Source organism: Microvirga sp. 2MCAF38 (genome assembly GCF_052115485.1).
Taxonomy (GTDB): Bacteria; Pseudomonadota; Alphaproteobacteria; order Rhizobiales; family Beijerinckiaceae; genus Microvirga.
Map to the genome: position 1 here is coordinate 467338 of NZ_JBFRGU010000002.1, position 24412 is coordinate 491749.

At 62.1% G+C, this 24412-nt stretch carries 23 protein-coding genes and 1 tRNA gene; 1 reads left to right on the forward strand and 23 read right to left on the reverse strand.

Annotation, left to right across the window (positions count from 1 at the left end):
• The first annotated feature begins 25 nt into the window (after positions 1-25).
• Positions 26-877: a dienelactone hydrolase family protein gene (locus AB4072_RS06695; protein ID WP_441966471.1), complete on the forward strand. Its 852-nt coding sequence runs from the start codon at positions 26-28 to the stop codon at positions 875-877.
• A gap of 81 nt (positions 878-958) precedes the next feature.
• Here the strand turns inward: AB4072_RS06695 and AB4072_RS06700 are convergent, their stop codons facing one another.
• The 23 genes from AB4072_RS06700 to AB4072_RS06810 form a co-directional block, all read right to left on the reverse strand.
• Entirely contained in the window at positions 959-1444 is a 486-nt protein-coding gene (locus AB4072_RS06700; protein ID WP_441966473.1) for a hypothetical protein, read from the reverse strand.
• A gap of 116 nt (positions 1445-1560) precedes the next feature.
• On the reverse strand, positions 1561-2253 hold the full coding sequence (locus tag AB4072_RS06705; protein ID WP_441966475.1) for an ABC transporter ATP-binding protein: 693 nt from the start codon (positions 2251-2253) through the stop codon (positions 1561-1563).
• A gap of 3 nt (positions 2254-2256) precedes the next feature.
• Positions 2257-3531, reverse strand: a complete 1275-nt coding sequence (locus AB4072_RS06710) for a lipoprotein-releasing ABC transporter permease subunit (protein WP_441966477.1) — start codon at positions 3529-3531, stop codon at positions 2257-2259.
• Positions 3532-3539: 8 nt separating this feature from the next.
• Positions 3540-4868 carry a proline--tRNA ligase gene (gene proS, locus AB4072_RS06715; RefSeq protein WP_441966479.1) on the reverse strand — a complete coding sequence of 443 codons (1329 nt, stop codon included), beginning with the start codon at positions 4866-4868 and terminating at the stop codon, positions 3540-3542.
• A 465-nt stretch (positions 4869-5333) separates the two neighbouring features.
• Entirely contained in the window at positions 5334-5669 is a 336-nt protein-coding gene (locus AB4072_RS06720) for a DUF1467 family protein (protein ID WP_441966480.1), read from the reverse strand.
• An 11-nt stretch (positions 5670-5680) separates the two neighbouring features.
• Positions 5681-6085 carry a methylmalonyl-CoA epimerase gene (gene mce, locus AB4072_RS06725; RefSeq protein WP_441966482.1) on the reverse strand — a complete coding sequence of 135 codons (405 nt, stop codon included), beginning with the start codon at positions 6083-6085 and terminating at the stop codon, positions 5681-5683.
• A gap of 29 nt (positions 6086-6114) precedes the next feature.
• On the reverse strand, positions 6115-7788 hold the full coding sequence (locus tag AB4072_RS06730) for a ribonuclease J (protein ID WP_441966483.1): 1674 nt from the start codon (positions 7786-7788) through the stop codon (positions 6115-6117).
• A 115-nt stretch (positions 7789-7903) separates the two neighbouring features.
• Positions 7904-8716, reverse strand: coding sequence for a biotin--[acetyl-CoA-carboxylase] ligase (locus AB4072_RS06735; RefSeq protein WP_441966485.1), 813 nt, complete (start codon positions 8714-8716; stop codon positions 7904-7906).
• Position 8717: 1 nt separating this feature from the next.
• Positions 8718-10160 carry an NADH-quinone oxidoreductase subunit NuoN gene (gene nuoN / locus AB4072_RS06740; protein WP_441966487.1) on the reverse strand — a complete coding sequence of 481 codons (1443 nt, stop codon included), beginning with the start codon at positions 10158-10160 and terminating at the stop codon, positions 8718-8720.
• Between the two features lie 4 nt (positions 10161-10164).
• Entirely contained in the window at positions 10165-11676 is a 1512-nt protein-coding gene (locus tag AB4072_RS06745; RefSeq protein ID WP_441966489.1) for an NADH-quinone oxidoreductase subunit M, read from the reverse strand.
• Complete coding sequence (gene nuoL, locus AB4072_RS06750; protein WP_441966490.1) at positions 11676-13706, reverse strand: NADH-quinone oxidoreductase subunit L; 2031 nt, start codon at positions 13704-13706, stop codon at positions 11676-11678. Before nuoL ends, AB4072_RS06745 begins: the two co-directional genes overlap by 1 nt.
• 11 nt (positions 13707-13717) lie before the next feature.
• The gene (gene nuoK, locus AB4072_RS06755) at positions 13718-14026 is read right to left on the reverse strand and encodes an NADH-quinone oxidoreductase subunit NuoK (protein WP_441966492.1); all 309 of its coding nucleotides are present in this window, start codon (positions 14024-14026) and stop codon (positions 13718-13720) included.
• Positions 14027-14036: 10 nt separating this feature from the next.
• Positions 14037-14651: an NADH-quinone oxidoreductase subunit J gene (locus AB4072_RS06760; protein WP_441966494.1), complete on the reverse strand. Its 615-nt coding sequence runs from the start codon at positions 14649-14651 to the stop codon at positions 14037-14039.
• A gap of 198 nt (positions 14652-14849) precedes the next feature.
• Positions 14850-15338 carry an NADH-quinone oxidoreductase subunit NuoI gene (gene nuoI / locus AB4072_RS06765; protein ID WP_441966496.1) on the reverse strand — a complete coding sequence of 163 codons (489 nt, stop codon included), beginning with the start codon at positions 15336-15338 and terminating at the stop codon, positions 14850-14852.
• A gap of 12 nt (positions 15339-15350) precedes the next feature.
• On the reverse strand, positions 15351-16376 hold the full coding sequence (gene nuoH, locus AB4072_RS06770; RefSeq protein WP_441966498.1) for an NADH-quinone oxidoreductase subunit NuoH: 1026 nt from the start codon (positions 16374-16376) through the stop codon (positions 15351-15353).
• Positions 16377-16388: 12 nt separating this feature from the next.
• Positions 16389-18467, reverse strand: coding sequence for an NADH-quinone oxidoreductase subunit NuoG (nuoG, locus tag AB4072_RS06775; RefSeq protein WP_441966500.1), 2079 nt, complete (start codon positions 18465-18467; stop codon positions 16389-16391).
• An 8-nt stretch (positions 18468-18475) separates the two neighbouring features.
• Positions 18476-19777, reverse strand: coding sequence for an NADH-quinone oxidoreductase subunit NuoF (gene nuoF, locus AB4072_RS06780; RefSeq protein WP_441966502.1), 1302 nt, complete (start codon positions 19775-19777; stop codon positions 18476-18478).
• 13 nt (positions 19778-19790) lie between these two features.
• Entirely contained in the window at positions 19791-20660 is an 870-nt protein-coding gene (gene nuoE, locus AB4072_RS06785) for an NADH-quinone oxidoreductase subunit NuoE (protein WP_441966504.1), read from the reverse strand.
• A 117-nt stretch (positions 20661-20777) separates the two neighbouring features.
• Complete coding sequence (locus AB4072_RS06790; RefSeq protein WP_441966506.1) at positions 20778-21968, reverse strand: NADH-quinone oxidoreductase subunit D; 1191 nt, start codon at positions 21966-21968, stop codon at positions 20778-20780.
• Between the two features lie 18 nt (positions 21969-21986).
• The gene (locus AB4072_RS06795; RefSeq protein WP_441966507.1) at positions 21987-22589 is read right to left on the reverse strand and encodes an NADH-quinone oxidoreductase subunit C; all 603 of its coding nucleotides are present in this window, start codon (positions 22587-22589) and stop codon (positions 21987-21989) included.
• 16 nt (positions 22590-22605) lie between these two features.
• Positions 22606-23190, reverse strand: a complete 585-nt coding sequence (locus tag AB4072_RS06800; protein ID WP_441966509.1) for a NuoB/complex I 20 kDa subunit family protein — start codon at positions 23188-23190, stop codon at positions 22606-22608.
• The gene (locus tag AB4072_RS06805) at positions 23181-23546 is read right to left on the reverse strand and encodes an NADH-quinone oxidoreductase subunit A (RefSeq protein WP_441966510.1); all 366 of its coding nucleotides are present in this window, start codon (positions 23544-23546) and stop codon (positions 23181-23183) included. The genes AB4072_RS06800 and AB4072_RS06805 overlap by 10 nt, the downstream gene beginning before the upstream one ends.
• A 542-nt stretch (positions 23547-24088) precedes the next feature.
• Positions 24089-24165, reverse strand: a tRNA-Asp gene (locus AB4072_RS06810).
• Between the last annotated feature and the right edge of the window lie 247 nt (positions 24166-24412).

Sequence of the window (24412 nt, forward strand, 5' to 3'; positions counted from 1 at the left end):
CTTGTCGGCCTCCCGGGAGCCGGACATGGATCAGCAGATCATCAATCTCTACGACGATTTCACCCACGGCGGCATGAGCCGTCGCGCGTTTCTCGACCGTCTGGCGACACTCGCCGGCGGCACGGCAGCGGCAACAGCCCTTCTCGGCGTCCTGCAGAACGACTACGCGCAGGCGCAAACCATTTCAGAAACCGATCCTCGCATCACCGCACAGATGGTCGATATCCCGGGCGTACCGAACCTGAAGGGGTATCTCGTCAAACCGAAGACGGGCGGTAAGCTTCCCGCCGTTCTCGTGATTCACGAGAACCGGGGTCTCAACCCGCACATCAAGGACGTGACCCGCCGCCTCGCGGCTGAAGGCTTCCTCGCGCTCGGCCTGGATTACCTCTCGCCCATGGGCGGAACGCCGGAGGATGAGGACAAGGGCCGCGACATGATCGGCCAGCTCAAGCCCGCCGATATCACCGCTTACAGCAAAGCAGCTGTGGCCTATTTGAAGACCAGCCCGGATAGCAACGGCAAGGTCGGTGCTGTGGGCTTCTGCTGGGGCGGCGGCGCGGTCAACAACCTCGCTGTGGCGGACCCGGACCTCTCAGCCGGCGTCGCCTATTACGGCGGCCAACCGAAGCCCGAGGACGTCGCCAAGATCCACGCAGCGCTGCTCTTGCACTATGGGGGCCTGGACGAGCGCATCAATGCAGGCATTCCCGCTTACGAGGCAGCTCTGAAACAGGCGGGCAAGACTTACGAGATCCATAAATATGAAGGCGCGAACCACGCCTTCAACAACGACACGAGCCCCCGCTACGACAAGCCAGCTGCAGATCTGGCCTGGAGCCGCACCATTACATTCCTGAAGAAGAATTTGAGCTAGCCCGAAAGCCTGACCGGCCTCACCGTCTCCGACGATCCCGAAAGATCGTTCGAGGGTGAGGCCTTTTCAGGCGACGTACGCTCAGCCCTTCAGGTGAGCGTTGCACTGCGAATAGTAACCGCCGCCCTTCTGGATCCACTTCAAGCCGCCATTGGCCGCTCCACCTGACGCCTGATTGGCTTTGTACTGATCGAGACAGGTATGCATCCGGGCCTTTCCGGCCGACTCGGTCGAATACTTGGTGGAGACGGCCGACGGGAACGTGGCGTTACCCATGGGGGCCGGAATGACAGGCTTCGTGGCCGCTCTCGGCTGTGCCGCAGGAGCCGTACTCTGCGTCGTTGCGGGAGGCGCAGCGGGCGTTGCAGGCATGGCAGCGCTTGCCCCGCACTCCGCCTTCCGAAAATCATTCCACTTCATCGTGCCGAGCGTTCCGGCCGTCTGAGCCGCCTTATATTTCGTGCTGCATTCTTGCATCGTCAGTGCCGACGCCGGATTCGAATGCGTAAGGAAGACGAGCCCTGCCGCGCATGTCAGAATGGTGGTTAGGACAAGATGCCGTTTCATGGTCAAACCCTTCTTTAAGCCCGCACTCGCGAGATTTAAAGAAACGCCGAATACCATGTGACAGTTGCAGACCTGTGCCGGTCACAGAGAGCACGAGAATGTGAGCGGCGCCGCCCTCAGCGCAGTTGGACGATCTGTCCGTCGCGGATCGTGACCCGCCGATCCATACGAGCGGCGAGTTCCAGATTGTGCGTCGCGATCAGAGCCGCGAGACGCGAGGCGCGCACGATGGAGACCAGCGTCTGGAATACGCGGTCGGCCGTCTGCGGGTCGAGATTTCCGGTCGGCTCGTCGGCAAGAAGAAGGCGCGGCGCGTTGGCGACCGCGCGCGCAATCGCAACACGCTGTTGCTCGCCGCCGGAGAGTTCGCCGGGGCGGTGCGTCAGGCGCGGACCGAGGCCGAGGAAGGTGAGGATCTGCGACGCGCGCTCTTGCGCCTCCGCCTTCGGCAGCCCGCGCACGAGTTGCGGGATAACGACGTTTTCCAACGCGGAGAATTCGGGCAGCAGGTGATGGAACTGGTAGACAAAACCGAGCTCCTCCCGGCGCAGGCGCGTGCGCGCGGCATCGTTCATTCCGGCGGTCGGCTGGCCACCCACATAGACCTCGCCCCCATCGGGCTTCTCGAGAAGTCCCGCCACGTGCAGAAGCGTCGATTTACCGGTGCCGGAAGGCGCGATGAGCGCCACGATCTCGCCCGGCCAGATCGCGAGATCGGCGCCGCGCAACACTTCGAGAAAGCCCTCCCCTTGCGGGTACCGGCGCTCGACTTGGGCAAGATGCAGAGCGGGATGAGCCTGATTGGTCATGGATTATCCGTACCGCAACGCCTCGACCGGATCGAGCTTCGCCGCCCGCCAGGACGGGTAGAGGGTGGCGATCAGTGACAGCACCAGCGCCATGGTGAGCACGGTGATGACCTCGCCCGTATTGATCTCCGCCGGAACCTCCGAAAGAAAGCGCACGGTCGGGTCCCACAAGTCGCGGTTCAGGATCCAGGAGAGGAAGCGCTGGATCCGCTGAATATTGAAGGTGAAGACGAGGCCGAGCAGGAAGCCGGCCACCGTGCCGACGAAGCCGATCGACGCGCCCGTGATGAAGAACACGCGCATGATCGTGCCGCGCGTCGCGCCCATGGTGCGCAGGATCGCCACATCGCTCGACTTGTCCTTCACGAGCATGATGAGGCCGGAAATGATGTTGAGCGCCGCGACGAGCACGATCAGCGTGAGGATCATGAACATCACGTTTCGCTCCACCTGGAGCGCACCGAAGAAGCTGCGATTGCGCTGCCGCCAGTCGGTCATGAGGATCGGGCGTCCAGCCGCCTCCTCGATGGCTGCGCGAGCTTCGTCCACCTTGTCGGCGTTATCGAGATAGACCTCGATGACGTTCACATCGCCCTGCCGATTGAAATAACTCTGCGCTTCGCTCAAAGGCAAATACACGAAGGTCGCATCGAATTCGGACATGCCGATCTCGAACACCGCTCTCACCGGATAGCCCTTCACGCGCGGCGCGGTGCCGAACGGCGTCGATGCGCCGCGCGGCGTGATGAGCGTGAAGGTATCGCCCGCCTGCACGGAGAGCGATTCCGATAAGCGCTGGCCGATGGCGACGCCTTCGCTCGTATCGAAATCGTCGAGCGTGCCCTGACGGATATTGGCCGCGATGGTGTGGACCTTCTTCAGGTCCTCGGCGCGAATGCCGCGCACCAGCACACCGCTACCGCCATAGGGTGACGAGCCGAAGGCCTGGCCCTCGACCAGCGGAATGGCGAGCTTCACACCCGGCACAGCGGAGATGCGTTTGGCCACCTCCGCGTAATCGGTCAGCGGCGAATCCATCGGCGCGACGAAGATATGGCCGTTGATGCCGACAATCTTGTTGAGCATCTCCTTGCGAAAGCCGTTCATGACCGAGAGCACGACGATCAGCGTCGCGACGCCCAGCATGATGCCGAGGAACGAAAAGCCGGCGATCACCGACACGAAACCCTCGCGACGGCGGGTGCGCAGATAGCGTCCCGCGATCATCCACTCGAAGGGCGCGAAAGGCTTCGTCGATGAGGGTGTTTCGCCAGCCATCGGGTCCGTTATGCGTTCTTCGTCAAACGTGTCACCACATCGGCAAGAGGCAGAACCTCCTTCTCACCCGTGGCGCGGCGCTTCAGTTCCACATTGCCTTCCGCGAGGCTCTTCGGACCGATGACGACCTGCCACGGAATGCCAATGAGATCGGCGGTGGCGAATTTCGCGCCGGGTCGCTCGTCACGATCGTCATAGAGCACGTCGCGACCGGCGGCGGAAAGCTCGCGATAGAGCTTCTCGCAGGCGTCATCGGTGGCCGCATCGCCTGCCTTCAAATTGAGCACCGCTACATCGAAGGGCGCGATGGCGTCGGGCCATACGATGCCGTTCTCGTCATGGCTCGCTTCGATGATCGCGGCAACCAAACGGCTCGGGCCGATGCCGTAAGAGCCACCATGAACCTCGTGTTCCTGCCCGTCCGGACCCATGACCTTCGCCCCCATGGGCTTCGAATACTTGGTGCCGAAGTAGAAAATATGGCCGACCTCGATGCCGCGCGCGGAGACCTTCTTGTCGTCCGGCAAGCTGTCGAAAGCGGCGGCTTCGTGCATCTCGGAAGTGGCCGCATAGAGCGAGGTCCACTTGTCCACGGTGCTCTGGAGCCCCGGCACGTTGTCGAAATCGGTGTCGGCTTTGGGGGCATCGAAATTGAGATAATCCTTGTGGCAGAACACCTCGCTCTCGCCCGTCGAGGCCAGAATGATGAACTCGTGGCTCAAGTCGCCGCCGATGGGGCCCGTATCGGCCTTCATCGGGATCGCCTTCAGGCCCATGCGGGCGAAGGTGCGAAGGTAGGCCACGAACATCTTGTTGTAGGAGTGGCGCGCGCCGGCCTGATCGAGGTCGAACGAATAGGCGTCCTTCATCAGGAACTCGCGCGAACGCATCACGCCGAAGCGCGGGCGGACCTCGTCCCGGAACTTCCACTGGATGTGATAGAGGTTCATCGGCAGGTCCTTGTAGGACCGCACATAACCCCGGAAGATCTCCGTGATCATTTCCTCGTTGGTCGGGCCGTAGAGCATCTCGCGCTCATGCCGGTCCTTGATGCGCAGCATTTCCTTGCCGTAGGCGTCGTAACGGCCCGATTCGCGCCACAGATCCGCCGACTGGATCGTCGGCATCAGAAGTTCCACCGCGCCCGAGCGATTCTGCTCTTCCCGGATGATGGCGTTGACCTTGTTCAGGACCTTGAGGCCCAGGGGCAGCCAGGCGTAAAGACCCGCCGATTCCTGGCGGATCATGCCGGCGCGCAGCATCAGGCGGTGAGAGACGATCTCCGCTTCTTTCGGCGTTTCACGGAGGATAGGCAGGAAGTAACGGCTCAAACGCATGGAACGCCTTCGGAATCAGGTAGGAATTGGACAGCGACTCGTAACCAAGCACACAACACAGCCGTCACCCAAAAGACAAGCCGGGATCAATATTCTCGGGCGTTCGCGCAGTTCATTAGACGAAAGATCAATACGATATATGCCGAATTTCGCGCCAGACAGTGCCCAAAAAGTGGTGACACATTCTGTTAACGCGTTTATAAACTCTCCACTGAATGTCTCAGACGTCAATGCGCCAGAGGCCGCGGTCCGAGTTTCGGGAGGATAAGGGTCCCAGTTCGCCAGCACAGGCGACGGCTCAAAAAGCCGGGAACCGAAAATTGCCAAAAAGGCATTTAGGCAAGGCGAAAGCCTTGCTTTTTCTTTTCCAGCTATGTCGACAAGAGACGTTTGGCTTATCGGGCTGGCAAGCCTCACTCTGAGGGCTGCGAAGCGTCTCGAAGGCGAAGCGTCTCCAGAGAGCGGCTACAGCCCCGACAGAGGCAAGACGCCGGCCACGACGACCAGGATCACGCTCGACAGGAAGGTGTTCCAGATCGCCTTTTCGCGAAGCGCCGGATAGCTCGGCGCGCCTGGCTCGGTGCCCTTCACCACTTCCCCGGTCTCATGCTGTCCCCGGACCCCGAAGGGCAGGACCGCGAAAAGGGCGATCCACCAGATGACGAAATAAAGGCCTGTTCCGCCACTGAGGCGCAGATCGAAGGCCAGAACCGAAATGGCGATCGCCGCCGCCGAGACCACGACGATCAGAGCCGCCGTGGTCCAGAACGAGGCCGCAACCGATTTGACGAAACGAACCACTTAATGCGCCCTCATGCCTGCTCGAGTTCCACGAGCGTTCCGCAGAAATCCTTGGGGTGGAGAAACAGCACCGGCTTGCCGTGCGCGCCGATCTTGGGCTCGCCTGAGCCGAGCACGCGCGCTCCGCTCCGGGTAAGCTGATCGCGCGCGGCCAGAATATCGGCCACCTCGTAGCAGATGTGATGGATGCCGCCATCCGGTGACTTCTCGAGAAATTTGGCGATGGGGGAATCCACTCCGAGCGGCTCCAGAAGCTCGATCTTCGTATTCGGCAGCGTGATGAAGACGACCGTGACACCATGTTCGGGCAACGCCTCCGGTGCGGAAACCTCCGCGCCCATAATCCCCCGATAGATCTTCGACGCTGCCGCGATGTCGCGCACGGCAATGGCGACGTGATTGAGACGGCCGATCATCGCTTCCCCTCTTCGATACCTTGAGCCGCTTATACCTCGACCACCAGCACATGGCAGGCGGGCTTCTTGCCCCAGGCCTCGTTGACCTTGGCGCGGATGGCGCGCTTGACCGCGTTCTCCACGGTATCGGAATCGCGGCGCTTAGCCTTCGACAAGCCGTCGAGCACTTCGGAAACAGTATCGGCGATCAGTTCATCGAACGATTCACCACTACGGGTCTTGCTCGGCAACCCCATGGTTTCGATGATCGGATCGCCGGCAATCTCACCATCCTCTTCGAGGGCGATGGCCGCGCTCACAAGTCCGGCGAAGGACAGTTTGCGGCGCTCCGGCACGGCGCGCTCATTGGCCTGGATCACGAGATTGCCGTCACGGTAAAGGCGTCCGGCGGGAACGGTGTCGATCACTTCCGCCGGTCCAGGGGCGAGACGGACGACATTGCCGTTGCGGGCACGAATGACTTCGCTCACGCCGAGGCCCCTGGCGAAGCGGGCGTGTTCTTCCAGATGCAGCGCCTCGCCGTGAGCGGGAATGGCAATCCGGGGCCGTGTCCATTGATACATCTGCGCCAGCTCGCCACGACGCGGATGGCCCGAGACGTGGACGAGGCCGTTGCGGTCAGTGATGACCTCGATGCCCTGCTCGATGAGGCTGTTGATGATCGCGCCGACCGCCTTCTCGTTTCCGGGAATGGCGCGCGACGAAAAGATCACCCGGTCGCCTTTGGAGAGTGCGATGTCGGGATGCTCGTCCTGCGCGATGCGCGCCATGGCGGCGCGCGGCTCACCCTGCGAGCCGGTGAGGATGGCGACGACCTTATCGCGCGGGAGATAGCCGTAATTGTCCGGCGTGCGGAAATCCGGCAGGCCTTCGAGGAAGCCGCATTCGCGCGCCACATCCGCGACCCGATCCATGGCGCGGCCGACGACGACGACCTCGCGGCCCGCCTCCCGCGCGGCTTCCGCCACCGAGCGGATGCGCGCGACATTGGAGGCGAAGGTGGTGACGGCGACGCGGTGCGGCGCGGTCTTGATCAGTTCCGCCAGATGACTCGCCACATCCGCTTCGCTCGGGCTTGTGCCTTCGCGAACGACGTTGGTGGAATCGCAGATCAGCGCCAGCACGCCTTCGTCGCCAAGGGCGCGGAAGGTTTCTTCCGAGGTAAGGCTGCCGAGATAGGGGGTCGGATCGAGCTTCCAGTCGCCGGTATGAACCACGAGCCCATGGGGCGTGCGGATCGCAACCGCGTTCGATTCCGGAATCGAATGCGCCACCGGCACATATTCGATGTCGAACGGACCGAGCTTGATGCGTTGTCCGGGCTTGATCTCCTTCAAGTCGATCTTCGGCGCGCCGGGCTCGGAGAGGCGGCGCGTTTCGAGAAGGCCCGTGGCGAAGCGCGTGGCATAGACCGGCGCGCGCAGGCGCGGCCACATCTCGACCAGCGCGCCGATATGGTCCTCGTGCGCGTGCGTGATGAAGATGCCGAGCAGATTGTGACGCTCTTCTTCGATGAAGCGCAGATCCGGATAGACCACGTCGATGCCGGGAAGGTGCTCCTCGCCGCCAAATCCCATGCCGCAATCGACAAGGATCCATTGGCGGTTCTGCTCGGGACCGAAGCCGTAAAGGGCCGCATTCATCCCGATTTCGCCCAGGCCGCCGAGCGGCGCGAAAACAAGTTCGTCGTTGGCGGATGCCATTAAATCAATGTCCTGTCGGGCTAAAGCTCGATCATGTCTCTTTGAAACATGATCGAGCTCTCGTTTCTTTGCTTGCGCATGATCCGGGCGAACAACCGGTTCCCACTTGTTCCGATCATGCTCTAGATTTCAGCTCGGCCCCAATTGCCAAGTTGGAGAGATATAAGTCGCCCGCGTCGACGACTTCCAGTCCCCGCGCGGTTTTCAATTGAAGACGCCCCGAACGGTCGAGGCTTTCGAAAATTCCCTGCTTCTCGCCGGTAGGCAGGCGCAGGGTCACTTCCGTGCCGATCCCCGCTGCGCGCTCCAGCCACAGACGGCGGATCGCGCCGAAGGAATCGGCGGGGTTGGCACGGCGCGCCGCGCGCCAGGCGGAATACGTCCGGGCGAAGGCGTCCGAGAGCGCCAGAAACAGAGCCTCGCGGGTCAGATCGGGCTTGATCGCCTGAAGCTTCGCCGTCGGGTACGGCGTGCCGGTCGGCGAATGTGCCACGTTCACGCCCATGCCGATGACGATGGCGAGATTACCCGCCGCCCCCACCCGGTGCCCTTCGAGAAGAAGCCCTGCGAGCTTCGCTCCGTCGAGAAGAAGATCGTTCGGCCATTTCAGGGCAAGGCGCGGCGCGGATACGCCCGTCGCCGCCTCCACGGCTTCATGCAGGGCGAGCCCTGCAATGAACCCGAGTTGAGCGGCATCCGCGACCTCGCACGGATCGAGAAGCAACAGGCTCGCGTAGAGATTGCCGGGAGGCGACGACCATTGCCGGCCGTGCCGCCCCCTGCCCGCGTTCTGCTGCTCGGTGACGATCCAGAGCTGCCCCGGATCGCCGGACTTTGCAGCTTCCACCGCGTCGTCGTTCGTCGAACCCGTCTCGCTTAACGAAATGAGCCGATAATTTAGTCTCTCTGTTTCCGTCGATAACAGCACGTCAGAACAGGGAGCGCGCCGCAGCTCCCGCCGCCGAGACCAGCGGTGCGGGCACGAGGCCGAACAGGACGACGAACAGGCTGGACACCGCGAGCACGAACTTCACGCCGACCGGCATGGCGTCGTAACGCTCGCCGGGCTCGTCGAAATACATGACCTTCACGATGCGCAGATAGTAGTAAGCACCCACCACGCTCGTGATCACGCCGATGACCGCGAGCGTCACGAGGTTCGCCTTGATCGCGGCGTTGAACACCGCGAACTTCGCGAAGAAGCCGGCAAGCGGCGGAATGCCCGCCATGGAGAACATCATCATCGCAAGGCAGAACGCGATGACCGGATGCGTGCGGGCGATGCCCGACAGATCGCTGATCTTCTCGAACATCACGTTGCCGCGGCGAAGCGACAGGATGCAGGCGAAAGCGCCGAGCGTCATGGCGAGATAGATCGCCATGTAGACGGCAACCCCCTGGATGCCTTCCGGCGTGCCGGAGGCCAGACCGATCAGCGCGTAGCCCACATTGGCGATGGACGAATAGGCCATCAGGCGCTTGAGGTTGACCTGCCCGATGGCGGCGAACGCACCGAGGATCATGGAGGCGAGCGAGATGAAGACGATGATCTGCTGCCACTGGCCGGTGATGCCGGGGAACGCGCCGATGAACAGGCGCGTGGCCATGGCCATGCCCGCCATCTTGGGAGCAGCGGCGAAGAAGGCCGTGACTGGGGTCGGCGAGCCTTCATAGACGTCCGGCGTCCACATGTGGAACGGCACGGCGGAGATCTTGAACGCCACACCGGCAGCGACGAATACCAGACCGAAAATCACCCCGGTGCCGACTTCGCCCGACAGCACCTTGGCGAGGCCGGGGAAGGATACGGTGCCCGTGAAACCATAGACCAGCGACGCCCCGTAGAGCAGCATGCCAGATGAGAGCGCGCCGAGGACGAAGTACTTCAGGCCCGCTTCCGTCGAGCGCACGTTGTCCCGGTCGAAAGCCGCGATCACGTAGGACGAGAGGCTGAGCAGTTCGAGGCCGAGATAGAGCGCGATCAGGTCGTTCGCCGAAATCACCATCAGCATGCCGATGGTCGCGAGCACGATGAGGATCGGATACTCGAAGCGCGCAATGCCTTCCCGGCGCATGAAATCAGCCGAGAGGATGATGCCGCCGATGGAGCCGAGCAGCGTCAGCGTCTTCATGAACTTGGCGAAGCCGTCGACCACGAAGGAGCCGTTCATGGTCTCCACCCGTCCGGACGGGAGCATGAGCACGGCAACGAAGGCAACCGCCAGAAGAGCGAGCGCGATGGCATTCACCGTGCCGGCCGACTTCTCGCCGCGTAGCGCGCCCACGAGAACCAGAACCAGAACGCCCGCCGCCAGGATGATTTCCGGCAGCGCGGGAGCGAATGAGGGAATGGCGAAGACGTTATTCATCATGACCTCAATGCGCGACCAGAGCGGCCGTCTTCACGGTGGCGAGCGCTGCCTCGTAGCTCCTGAGGAGCGCATCCGTCGGTGCGGCGAACGCATCGAGGATCGGGCCGGGCTGGACGCCGTAATAGATGACGAGAAGGACAAGCGGAGCGAGCGTGATGATCTCGCGACGGTTGAGATCCATGATGTCCTGCAGCGCAGGCTTATCGAGCACGCCGTAAACGACGCGGCGATAGAGCCAGAGCGCATAGGCCGCCGACAGGATCACGCCCGAGGACGCGAAGAACGCCACCCACGGATTGGACCGGAACGCGCCCATCAGCGACAGGAACTCGCCGACGAAGCCCGAGGTGCCGGGCAGGCCCACATTGGCCATGGTGAATATCATGAACGCCACCGCATAGAGCGGCATGCGTGTAACGAGACCGCCATAGGCCTTGATATCGCGGGTGTGCATGCGGTCGTAGACCACGCCCACACAGAGGAAGAGCGCGCCGGAGACGAGGCCGTGCGAAACCATCTGGAACATGGCTCCCTGCACGCCCTGCGTGGTCATGGAGAAAATCCCCATGGTCACGAAGCCCATATGCGCCACGGACGAATAGGCGATGAGCTTCTTCATGTCCTCCTGCACCAGCGCCACGAGCGAGGTGTAGATGATGGCGACGACCGAGAGCGCATAGACGAACGGCGCGAAGTATTGCGACGCCTCCGGAAACATGGGCAGCGACACACGGATGAAGCCGTAGCCGCCCATCTTCAGGAGAATACCCGCCAGGATCACCGAGCCCGCCGTCGGCGCCTCCACGTGCGCGTCGGGCAGCCAGGTATGAACCGGCCACATGGGCATCTTCACCGCAAATGAGGCGAAGAAGGCGAGCCATAGCCAGAGCTGCACCTGCGCGCCGAACTTGAAGGTGAGCAGGGTCGGAATGTCGGTGGTGCCAGCCGCCCAGTACATCGCCATGATGGCGAGCAGCATCAGCACGGAGCCGAGCAGCGTGTAGAGAAAGAACTTGAAGCTCGCATAGATGCGGCGCTTGCCGCCCCAGATGCCGATGATGAGGAACATCGGAATGAGGCCTGCTTCGAAGAACAGGTAGAACAGCACCAGATCGAGCGCCTCGAACACGCCGATCATGGTGGTTTCGAGCACGAGGAAGGCGACGAAGTATTCCTTCACCCGATGCGTGATCGATTCCCACGAGGCCAGGATGCAGAACGGCATCAGGAACGTGGTCAGCAGAATGAACGGCATCGAGAAGCCATCCACGCCGAGCTTGAAGCGGATGGTCTCGGAGAGCCACGCATGGGTCTCTACAAGCTGGAAGGCGGAGCTTCCGGTATCGAAGCGGCTCCAGGCCACCAGCGATAGCAGGAAGGTGACGATTGTGGTCGCCAGCGCCGCCCAGCGCGCATTGGAGCGCGCCGCCTCGCTGTCGCCGCGAAGCGTCAGGATGAAGGCCGCCCCGACGAGGGGCAGGACGAGAAGTCCGGAGAGGATGCCGAAGCCGAGCATCAGTGTGCTCCCCTGAAGAGGTAATAGGTAACGAGTGCCGCAACGCCGATCAGCATGGCGAAGGCATAGTGATAGAGGTAGCCGGTCTGCACCCGCACCACGCCGCGCGTGACGTCGAGAACGCGGGCCGAGACACCGTCAGGCCCGAGCCCGTCGATGATCTTCCCGTCACCCGTGCGCCACAGGAAGCGGCCGAGAGCGAGCGTCGGACGCACGAAGATCGCGTCGTACAGCTCGTCGAAATACCACTTGTTGAGCAGGAAGCGGTACAGGATCGGGTGATCCGCCGCGAGCTGCACCGGCTTCTTGGTGTCGATGAGATACATCCACACCGCCAGCACGAAGCCGAGCACCATCATCACCGTCGGGAGCAGCGGCACCCAACCCGGCAGGTGATGCATGTCCTCGAGGATCTTGTTGTCGGGACGAGTGAAGATCGCGCCCTTCCAGAAGTGCTCGTAATCGTGGCCGATGAAGGCGCTCTGGAAAGCGGCACCCGCAACGACCGCACCGATGGCGAGAACCAAGAGCGGGATCAGCATGACGAGTGGGCTCTCATGCGGCTTGTGAGCACTATGCCCGTGATCATCATGGGCGGCATGCGCGCCATGGTTCGCGTCCTGACCGCTCACATTATGCTCCGCGCCCTCATGGGTGCTCGGCTGATGATCGTGGTCATGACCCCAGCGCGCCTTGCCCTCGAAGGTGAGGAAGAACAGACGCCAGGAATAGAACGAGGTCATGAAAGCGGCGACGACGGTGGCCACGAACGCGAAGTTGCCCGCCGAGCTATGCGCGGCGAAGGCCGCCTCGATGACCGCATCCTTCGAGAAATAGCCCGCCGTGAACGGGAAGCCGGTCAGCGCCAACGTGCCGATGGCCATCATCGCCGTGGTGAACGGGATGTACTTGCGTAGGCCGCCCATGGCGCGGATGTCCTGCTCATGGTGCATGGCGTGGATGACCGAGCCTGCGCCCAAGAACAACAGTGCCTTGAAGAAGGCGTGGGTGAACAGGTGGAACACGCCCGCCGAATAAGCGCCGACGCCGAGCGCCACGAACATGTAGCCGAGCTGCGAACAGGTCGAATACGCAATCACGCGCTTGATGTCGTTCTGCACGAGGCCGACGGTGGCTGCGAAGAAGGCTGTGATGCCACCGATGACGGTGACAACCATAAGCGCATCCGGCGCATATTCGAAGATCGGCGACAGGCGCGCGACCATGAACACGCCCGCCGTCACCATGGTGGCGGCGTGGATGAGCGCTGAGACCGGGGTCGGGCCTTCCATCGCGTCCGGCAGCCATGTGTGCAGCAGGAACTGTGCCGACTTGCCCATGGCGCCCATGAAGAGCAGCAGGCAGGCGAGAGTCAGAGCGTTCCAGTCATATCCGAGGAAGTGGAACTGCGCCTTTTCGAACTCGGCCACGCGCGGGAAGATCTGGTCGAAATTGACCGTCTTGAACAGCACGAAGACGAGAAAGATGCCGAGCAGGAAGCCGAAATCGCCGACGCGGTTGACGATGAACGCCTTCATCGCGGCCGCGTTCGCGGATTCCTTCTGGTACCAGAAGCCGATGAGCAGGTAACTTGCGAGGCCCACGCCTTCCCAGCCGAAGAACATCTGCACGAGGTTGTCGGCCGTCACCAGCATGAGCATGGCGAAGGTAAAAAGCGAGAGATATGCGAAGAAACGCGGACGATGCGCATCTTCGTGCATGTAGCCGATGGAGTAGAGGTGCACGAGCGCCGATACAGTGTTGACGACGATCAGCATCACCGCCGTCAGCGTGTCGATGCGCAGCGCCCAATCGACCATGAGGTCGCCGGACGAGAACCACTGGGCAATCTGCACCCGCGTCGCGCCCGAGCCGAAGCCGACCTGGAAGAAGGCGACCCAGGAGAGCGCGGCGGCGACGAAGAGCAGCGCGGTGGTGATCAGCTCGCTCGGGCGAGCGCCGAGCACACGTCCGAACAGACCTGCGATGAGAAAGCCGACGAGCGGCAGGAAGACGATGGCGTAATACATGATCCGCTCGCTTAGCCCTTCATCATATTGACGTCTTCAACCGCGATGGAGCCGCGGTTGCGGAAGAACACCACGAGAATGGCGAGGCCGATGGCCGCCTCCGCCGCCGCCACCGTGAGGATGAGTAGGGCGAAGACCTGGCCGACGATGTCGTTCAGATGCGTGGAGAAGGCGACCATGTTGATGTTCACGGCGAGCAGGATCAGCTCCACCGACATCAGGATGACGATCACGTTCTTACGGTTGATGAAAATGCCGAACACGCCGAGCGTGAAGAGCACGGCGGCAACGGTGAGATAATGGCCGAGACCGATAACCATGGCTTGCTCCTCAGACGCCCTGGCGGAAGGGAACCTTCCGCACTTCGACAGCGGTTTCCTGCGTGCGCGCGTTCTGCTTGGCGATATCCTGGCGCTTGACGCCGGTGCGCTCGCGAAGCGTCAGCACGATAGCGCCGATCATCGCCACGAGAAGGATCAGGCCCGCCGCCTGGAAGAAGTAGAAATACCGGGTGTAGAGCACCTGGCCGATGGCCTGGGTGTTGGTCATCACGTCGGCCGGCGGAATGGGTGCCGTGGTCGCGTGGATGAGATGGGGATCCACCACATAGGTGCCGATGACGAGCACGAGTTCGAGCAGGAACACGATGCCGATCAGCGCGCCGATGGGCAGGTATTGCAGGAAGCCCTGGCGCAGTTCCGCGAAGTCCACGTCGAGCATCATGACGACGAAGAGGAACAGCACCGCGACCGCGCCCACATAGACGATGACGAGGATCATCGCCAGGAACTCCGCGCCCATCATCAGGAAGAGCCCCGCCGCGTTGACGAAGGCAAGGATGAGGAAGAGCACTGATTGCACGGGGTTGCGCGACGCGATCACCATGAAGCCCGAGGCAATGGCGATGGTCGAGAACAGATAAAAGAACGCGGCGGTCACCGTCATGCTTCAAGCTCAGCCGCCGGAGCGGCCCCTTCCGACGCGGCGCCGGAAACCGGCGGCCCGTCTATAGTTTCTAAAATCCAGACGGGACAACCCGCCGAGACATGCTTACTCCCTACCCTCGTGGGCAGAGAAACCTTTACCCCTGCCCTCACGAGCAGGAAAACCTTGACCCCTGCCCTCGCGAGCAGGGAAATTCGACTACCGATACGGCGCGGTCTTCACGAGGTTGCGGGCGATCTCCCGCTCCCACCGGTCGCCGTTCGCGAGAAGCTTGGCCTTGTCGTAGTAAAGCTCTTCGCGAGTCTCTACCGAGAATTCCAGGTTCGGCCCCTCGACGATGGCATCCACCGGGCAGGCCTCCTGGCAGAGACCGCAATAGATGCACTTCACCATGTCGATATCGTAACGGGTGGTGCGGCGCGTGCCGTCGTTACGGCGCGGACCCGCCTCGATCGTGATGGCCTGAGCTGGGCAGATGGCCTCGCACAGCTTGCACGCGATGCAGCGCTCTTCCCCGTTGGGATAGCGGCGCAGCGCATGCTCGCCGCGAAAGCGCGGCCCGCGATGGCTCAGCTCGAAAGGATAGTTGATGGTGGCTTTGGGCTTGAAGAAATAGCGCATGGCGAGGAAGAACCCCGACACGAATTCCTTCAAGAGAAGCGACTTTGCGACCTGATCGAGTCTCATGAACCGGTCTCCTTATTGCATGCCCGGCGCGAGGCCGAACGCCATCAAGACGGCGGCAACCACGATGACCATGATCAGCGAGAGCGGCAGGAACACCTTCCAGCCCAGGCGCATGAGTTGGTCATAGCGATAACGCGGCACCATGGCTTTCGCCATGGCGAAAAGGAAAAACAGGAAGCTTGCCTTAAGAACGAACCAGATCACGCCCGGCACCCAGGTAAAGGGCGCGAAGGGGATCGGCGACAGCCAGCCGCCCAGGAACATGATGGTGCCCAGCGCGCACATGGTGATGATCGCGACATATTCGCCGAGCATGTAGAGAAGATACGGGGTCGAGGAATATTCGACCATGTAACCCGCCACGAGCTCCGATTCCGCTTCCGACAGATCGAAGGGCGGACGGTTCGTCTCCGCCAGCGCAGAGACGAAGAACACCACGAACATCGGGAGCAGCGGCAGCCAGTACCAGCCGAGAATGCCGAAGCGCGTATCCTGCGCCTCCACAATGCCCGACAGGTTCAGCGTACCCGCGCACATGAGTACGGTCACGATCACGAAGCCGATCGAGACCTCGTAGGACACCATCTGCGCCGCCGAGCGCAGCGCGCCGAGGAAAGCGTATTTCGAATTCGAGGCCCAACCACCCATGATGACGCCGTAAACGCCGAGCGACGAGATCGCGAAAATGTAGAGGACGCCCACATTGATGTTGGCGATGGCCCAGCCTGCGTTGAGCGGAATGACCGCCCAGGCGGCGAGCGCCAGCGTACAGGTGAGAAGCGGCGCCAGAAGGAACATGCCTTTGTTGGCGGGAGCCGGGATCACCGGCTCCTTCAGCACGAACTTCAACAAATCCGCGAAGGATTGCAGCAGGCCCCACGGGCCGACCACGTTCGGGCCGCGCCGCAGCTGCACCGCCGCCCAGATCTTGCGGTCGGCAAGAAGCGCATAGGCGATGAAGACGAGAAGAGCCACGAGCAGGAGCAGGCTCTTGCCCAGGATGATCGCCAGAGAGAGGAGAAGATCTCCGAGTTCCATTGTCGGTTCCTCTTACTCGGCCGCCTCGAGCCGGACATGGCGCGCGAGCGCGGAGCACTCGGCCATGACACCGGACGCGCGGGCGATCGGGTTCGTGAGATAGAAATCGGTGACAGGGCTCTGGAAAGCCTCGCGGCCCGGCGTGCCGCCGATCCCTGCGAGAGCCTGCACAGCCTGCGCCGTATCGGTCGCCGTAATGCTGTCGAGCTCCGCGAAGTGCGGATGCTCGGCATAGAGCTTGGCGCGAAGCGCGTTGAGCGAGTCGAACGGCAGGCGCTGGCCGAGCACGTCGGAGAGCGCCCGCAGGATCGCCCAATCCTCGCGCGCATCGCCCGGAGCGAAAGCGGCGCGGTTGGCCATCTGCGCGCGGCCTTCCGTGTTCACGTAAGTGCCGGACTTTTCCGTGTAGGTCGCGCCGGGCAGGATCACGTCGGCGCGGTGCGCGCCACGGTCGCCATGAGTGCCCTGGTAGATCACGAAAGCACCGGGAGCCACGTCGATCTCGTCAGCGCCGAGATTGAACAGCACGTCGACGCCGCCACTCGCCATCTCGCGCGCGGTCAAGCCACCCTCACCCGGCACGAAGCCGAGATCGAGCGCGCCGACGCGGGACGCGGCGGTGTGGAGGATCGAAAATCCGTTCCAGCCTTCCGCGACAGCACCGACGCTGCGTGCAAGCTGCGCGGCGAATGAGAGGATCGCGAGACCGTCGGGACGGGCCAGAGCGCCCTGGCCGACGATGATGAGAGGCTTCTTCGCGCCCTTCAGCTTCTCGGCGAAGCTGTGACGTCCGGCGAGGATGTCGGCAAGCGTCTCGGGGCCTGCGCCCAGATGCTCATGGGGATAGGTCAGATCGACATTCTCACCGATCAAGCCAATGAGCGGCGGAGCCATGCGCCAACGCTTGCGGATGCGCACGTTGACAAGAGAAGCTTCCAGACGCGGGTTCGAGCCGACGATGAGGATCGCGTCCGCATCTTCGATGCCCGCGATGGTCGAATTGAACAGGTAGGACGCGCGGCCATAAGCCGGCGACAGCACCGTGCCGTCCTGACGCGCATCGATATTCGTCACGCCCAGGCTCTGCACGAGGAGCTTGAGCGCGTAAGTCTCTTCCACTGCCGCAAGGTCGCCGACGATGGCGCCGACGCGCTTCGGAACGGTGCCCTTCACGCGGTTTGCGATGACGGCGAAGGCTTCCTGCCACGTGGCCGGACGCAGCTTGCCGTTCTCGCGCACGAAGGGACGGTCGAGGCGCTGCACGCGCAGGCCATCGACGATCTGGCGGGCCTTGTCGGTGATCCATTCCTCGTTCACCGCCTCGTTCACACGCGGCAGAATGCGCATGACCTCGCGGCCACGGGAGTCGACACGGATCGAGGAGCCGACCGCGTCCATCACGTCGACGGAATCGGTCTTGTTCAGTTCCCACGGACGATAGTGGAACGCTTCCGGCTTGTGGGTGAGCGCGCCCACGGGGCAGAGATCCGCCACGTTGGCCTGCAGCTCCGAGCCCATCGCCTTTTCGAGATAGCTCGTGATCTCCATGTCCTCGCCGCGCCAGATCGCGCCGAGATCGGATACGCCCGCGACCTCAGTCGTGAAGCGCACGCAACGGGTGCAGTGAATGCACCGGTTCATGGAGGTCTTGACCAGCGGGCCGAGATACTTGTCCGGAACGGCGCGCTTGTTTTCCTCGTAACGGGTCGTATCGACGCCGTAGGCCATGGCCTGATCCTGCAGGTCGCACTGGCCGCCCTGGTCGCAGATCGGGCAATCGAGCGGGTGGTTGATGAGCAGGAACTCCATCACCCCTTCCCGCGCCTTCTTCACCGTCGCGGACTTGGTTAGAATTTCCGGCGGCTCGCCGTTCGGGCCGGGACGGCAATCGCGAACGCCCCAGGCGCATGACGCAACCGGCTTCGGAGCGCCCTTCACCTCGACGAGACACATGCGGCAATTGCCGGCGATCGAGAGACGTTCATGGAAGCAGAAACGCGGAATCTCCGCGCCCGCCGCTTCCGCCGCTTGGAGCAGCGTGAATTCCGGCGGAACGTCTACCTCGGTACCGTCAACGATGATCTTGGCCATCTTCAATCTCACTCCGCCGCAATCAGCACGGATTCGGAATGCGGGTTCGCCGCATAGTCATCGATGCGCTTTTCAATCTCATGCCGGAAGTGTCGGATGAGGCCCTGCACCGGCCACGCCGCCGCGTCGCCGAGCGCGCAGATGGTATGACCTTCGATCTGGGTCGACACTTCGAGCAGCATGTCGATTTCGCGCTTCTGGGCGCGGCCTTCCGCCATGCGGCTCAACACGCGCCACATCCAACCCGTGCCTTCGCGGCACGGCGTGCACTGGCCACAGCTCTCGTGCTTGTAGAAATACGAGATGCGAGTGATGGCGCGCACGATATCGGTGGACTTGTCCATGACGATCACCGCCGCCGTGCCGAGGCCCGAGCGGAGATTGCGCAGAGTGTCGAAATCCATGTACGCATCGATGATCTGATCGGCCGGAACGCACGGCACCGAAGAGCCGCCGGGAATCACCGCCAGGAGATTGTCCCAACCGCCGCGAATGCCGCCGCAATGGGTCTCGATCAGTTCGCGGAAGGTGATGCCCATGGCCTCTTCCACGTTGCACGGCTTGTTCACGTGGCCCGACACGCAGAACAGCTTGGTGCCGACGTTGTTCGGGCGGCCGATGCTGGAGAACCACGACGCGCCGCGACGCAGAATCTCGCCCGCGACCGCAATCGATTCCACATTGTTCACCGTCGTCGGGCAGCCATAGAGGCCCATATTCGCCGGGAACGGAGGCTTCAGGCGCGGCATGCCCTTCTTGCCTTCTAGGCTTTCAAGAAGCGCTGTCTCCTCGCCGCAGATGTAAGCGCCCGCGCCGTGGTGGAGATAGAGGTCGAAGGGATAGCCGTGGATGTTGTCCTTGCCGATGAGCTTCGCCTCATAGGCCTCGTCGATGGCCTTCTGGAGCGCGTGCTTCTCGGCGATGTATTCACCGCGGATATAGATGTAGGCGGCGTTCGCGTTCATGGCGAAGGACGCGATGAGGCAGCCTTCGATGAGAAGATGCGGATCGTGCCGCATGATCTCGCGATCCTTACAGGTGCCGGGCTCCGACTCGTCCGCGTTGACCACGAGATAGCTCGGGCGGCCATCCGACTGCTTGGGCATGAAGGACCACTTCATACCGGTCGGGAAGCCCGCGCCGCCGCGCCCGCGCAGGCCCGACTTCTTCATCTCATCGATGATCCAGTCGCGGCCCTGCTGCAGCAGGAACTTCGTGCCATCCCATGCGCCACGCATCTGCGCGGCCTTCAGGCCGGGAGAATGCAGGCCGTAGAGGTTTGTGAAAATGCGATCTTTGTCCTGAAGCATCTCTTTTTCCTCCTCAGGACTTCTTGCTGTCTTTTTCGACGGCTTTGGGCGAAGCAGCCTTCTGTTCGGCCCCCGTCACAGGCGCCTCACCTTCCTTCGCCCGCTTGGCCGGCGTATCAGCCTTTTCGGTCTCTACAGCGCGGCCAGATTCGGGCTTGGCGGGTTTCGGGTTCGACGCAGCGGTCGCCTGTGCAGCGGCGGCCTCGCCAGTCGTGGCGGCCTTCACCGCCTCTTCCTCGAAACGCTTGCGCCACGTGCCGATCATCGAGCCGTCATAGAGCGACGGATCAGTCAGCGTCTTGATCGCATCTTCCGGCTCGGATGCGCGGCGGCCGTTCTGCGGGCCCTTCTTCACGGGCCGTCCGGCGGCGAGATCGTTCAGCAGCTTCTCGAAGTTCTGAGGTGTCAGATCCTCGTAGTAATCGTCGTTGATCTGAACCATCGGCGCGTTGCAGCAGGCCCCGAGGCACTCGACTTCGAGCCACGAGAACATGCCGTCGTCGCTCAGATGTCCCTGCTCGCCGAAACGGCTCTCCAGCACTTTCTTGATGTCGCCGGCGCCACGCAACAGGCACGGCGTGGTGCCGCAGAACTGGATGAAATACTTGCCGACCGGAGCAAGGTTGAACATCGTGTAGAAGGTCGCCACTTCCATCACGCGGATCGGCGGCATGTCGAGCAGCGCGGCAACCGCCTCGATGGCCTTCTGCGGCAGCCAGCCGTCATGCTGCTCCTGCACGCGCCACAGCAACGGAATCACCGCCGAAGCCTGACGGCCCGGCGGGTACTTGGCGATCTGTTCTTGCGCAAAAGCTTCGGTTTCGGGTGTGAACTCGAAGCTTTTGGGCTGGAACTCTTCAGGCGCGAGCTTGCGAACGGCCATTCTAACCTCTCTCGTCATGGCCGGGCTTGACCCGGCCATCTACGACTTTAACCCAGTGCCGCACCACGCCGGGGCGTGGATGGCCGGAACAAGTCCGGCCATGACGCGGCGAAACCATCACCGATCGACCTCGCCGAACACGATGTCGAGCGTACCCAAAATACACGAGACGTCGGCCAGCATGTGCCCACGACACATGAAGTCCATCGCCTGCAGATGCGCGAACCCAGGAGCACGGATCTTGCAGCGATACGGCTTGTTGGAGCCGTCGCTCACGAGATACACGCCGAACTCGCCCTTCGGCGCTTCCACGGCGGCGTAGACTTCGCCCGCCGGCACGTGGAAGCCTTCTGTATAGAGCTTGAAGTGATGAATCAGCGCTTCCATGGAGCGCTTCATATCCTTGCGCGAAGGCGCCGCGACCTTACCGTCGAGCGTGCGCACGGGACCCTGCCCGTCCGGCGCGCGCAGCTTGGCGACGCACTGCTTCATGATGCGCACGGCCTGGCGCATCTCCTCCATGCGGATCACCTGGCGATCGTAACTATCGCCGTTCTTGCCGATGGGGATGTCGAAATCCATTTCCTCGTAGCATTCGTAGGGCTGCGACTTGCGCAGATCCCACGCCGCGCCGGAGCCGCGCACCATGACGCCCGAGAAGCCCCACTTCCAGCATTCCTCCAGCGAAACCACGCCGATATCGACGTTGCGCTGCTTGAAGATGCGGTTCGCCATCACAAGATTGTCGAGATCGTCCACGACTTTCAGGAACGGGTCGCAGAACGCTTCGATGTCGTCGATGAGCGCGGGCGTGATATCCATGTTCACGCCGCCGGGACGGATGTAGTTGGCATGCATGCGCGCGCCGGAAGCGCGCTCATAGAACACCATCAGCTTTTCGCGCTCCTCGAAGCCCCAGAGCGGCGGCGTGAGCGCACCCACGTCCATGGCCTGCGTGGTGACGTTGAGAAGGTGCGAGAGAAGGCGACCGATTTCGGAGAACAGCACGCGGATGAGCTGCGCGCGACGCGGCACTTCGATGCCGAGCAGCTTCTCGATGGAAAGGCAGAAAGCATGCTCCTGATTCATCGGCGCGACGTAATCGAGCCTGTCGAAATAGGGCGTCGCCTGCGTATAGGTCTTGTACTCGATCAGCTTCTCGGTGCCGCGATGGAGCAGACCGATATGCGGATCGACACGCTCGACCACCTCGCCGTCCAATTCCAGCACAAGGCGCAACACGCCGTGCGCAGCGGGGTGCTGCGGACCGAAGTTGATCGAGAAATTGCGGATATTATGTTCGCCCATGGGACCGCCCTCTCCGCTTTAAGCCTTCGCCTTCTCGTCGCCCGGGAGCACATAGTCGGTGCCCTCCCACGGCGAGAGGAAGTCGAAGTTGCGGAATTCCTGATTGAGCTTCACCGGCTCATAGATCACGCGTCCCTGAGAATCGTCGTAGCGAACTTCGACGAAGCCGGTGAGCGGGAAGTCCTTGCGGAGCGGGAACCCCTCGAAGCCGTAATCGGTGAGAATGCGGCGCAGATCCGGGTGGCCGGAGAAAAGAATGCCGTAAAGATCGTAAGCTTCGCGCTCAAACCAGTTGGCCGAGGGGAAAACGCCGATGATCGAGGGAACCGGCGTGATTTCGTCGGTGGCGACCTTCACGCGGATGCGCTGGTTATGGCGTGGCGAAAGCAGGTGATAAACCACATCGAAACGCTGCTCGCGGCTCGGATAATCCACACCACACAGATCGATGAAGCTGAAGAACAGGCACTTCGAATCGTCGCGCAGGAATTCGATGGTTCTGACGATGTCCTGCGCGCGCACGACGATGGTGAGTTCGCCATAGGCGATGGCCCGTTCGGTCACAACCTCGCCGAGGGACGAGGCAATGTGATCGCTCAGGGCCTGAAGCTCCGCACTCATGCGATAACCTTTTCGTTCAGCGCTCGATCGTGCCGGTGCGGCGGATCTTTTTCTGGAGAAGAAGAATGCCGTAGAGCAGCGCTTCGGCCGTCGGAGGACAACCAGGGACGTAGATATCGACGGGCACGATGCGGTCGCAGCCGCGCACCACCGAATAGGAATAATGGTAGTAGCCGCCGCCATTGGCGCAGGAGCCCATGGAGATGACGTAACGCGGCTCCGGCATCTGGTCGTAGACCTTGCGGAGCGCAGGAGCCATCTTGTTGGTCAGCGTGCCGGCGACGATCATCACATCGGACTGGCGCGGGCTGGCGCGCGGGGCGAAGCCGAAGCGTTCCACGTCATAACGCGGCATCGAGGCCTGCATCATCTCAACGGCGCAGCAAGCGAGACCGAAGGTCATCCACATCAGCGAGCCCGTGCGAGCCCAGTTGATCAGATCCTCGGTCGAGGTGACGAGGAAGCCCTTGTCGGCAAGCTCGTCCTTGATGGAGCCGAAAAACGGATCGTTCGAACCGATAGGCAGCCCGGTCGCCGGATCGACGGCGCCCACAGGGCTTGGAGCGACGAGGGTTGAGCCGGTATTCGTGATCAATCCCATTCCAATGCTCCCTTCTTCCATTCGTACATGAAACCGACGGTCAGCACCCCGAGGAAAATCATCATGGAGATGAAGCCGAACCATCCGAGACCACCGAACGTGATGGCCCATGGGAAGAGGAAGGCCACTTCGAGATCGAAGATGATGAAGAGGATGGAGACAAGGTAGAATCGCACGTCGAACTTCATGCGCGCGTCGTCGAAGGCATTGAAGCCGCACTCATAGGCCGAAAGCTTTTCCGTATCCGGGCTGCTGTAGGCAACGATAAAGGGGGCGACAAGCAGCGCCAAACCGATCACCAGCGAAACGCCGATAAAGATGACCAGAGGCAGGTAGGCGGCGAGGAGATTCGTCATACGACACCTAAGGTGAACAAGGCTCGGCTTCAAACCGGCCTCAATCCTTGGATTTAATCGGAAAAAGGCCTGCCAACAGGCCCTGCGACAAACCACGAATTGTGGCGCGACGCTTAACCGAGTTTCCCTTCTCTGACAAGTGTTTGCCGCGCTGCGAAAAGAATCTTTCTAAACTATGTTGTTGCCATTTCCCCATCCCGAAAGGCGCGGATTCGGGTCTTTTTGCCCGCGCCCTAGATCAGGCCCGGATCACATCCACTTCGTCCGGAATAAGAGCTCATTGCCGTTGAAGGCATTGCAAGCCTAGCCAGAACGCAACTCAGCGCCCTATTTCGGCCGCGGTCGCACTCACGCGAGAATGACAGATATGCAAGGTACGAATGCACGAGACGCGGGGAGTTCTCGCAATGTACGCGGCAAAAACAAAGAAGGAGCTCGAAAAGCTAGTCCGCACGCGAGCGGAAAACTCCGAACATCAAACTTGAGGCTTGTCTGGATAACGACGCTTCGTCGCTGGATCGATCAGTTGACCGGTTTGAAAGTGGCGCGGGCGACGGGGCTCGAACCCGCGACCTCCGGCGTGACAGGCCGGCACTCTAACCAACTGAGCTACGCCCGCGCATTGTGCCACCGAAGCGGCTTTGGGCAGCCGCCGAAGCGGTGTGGGCGGGGTTTAAGGGCGCCCCACGGCGGTGTCAAGCGCCTCTGAATTTTAATTTGAAGAATGTCCGCCAACACGGAAGCCGGCGAAGCAAAAAAGCCTCGAAAAAGAACCACCGCGACGAGAATCGAGCTGTGAGTTTAAGGCAGACTATCGAGGCGCCAGAGACGGCCGAACATCCACGCCACGAATCTCCTCCTCCGAA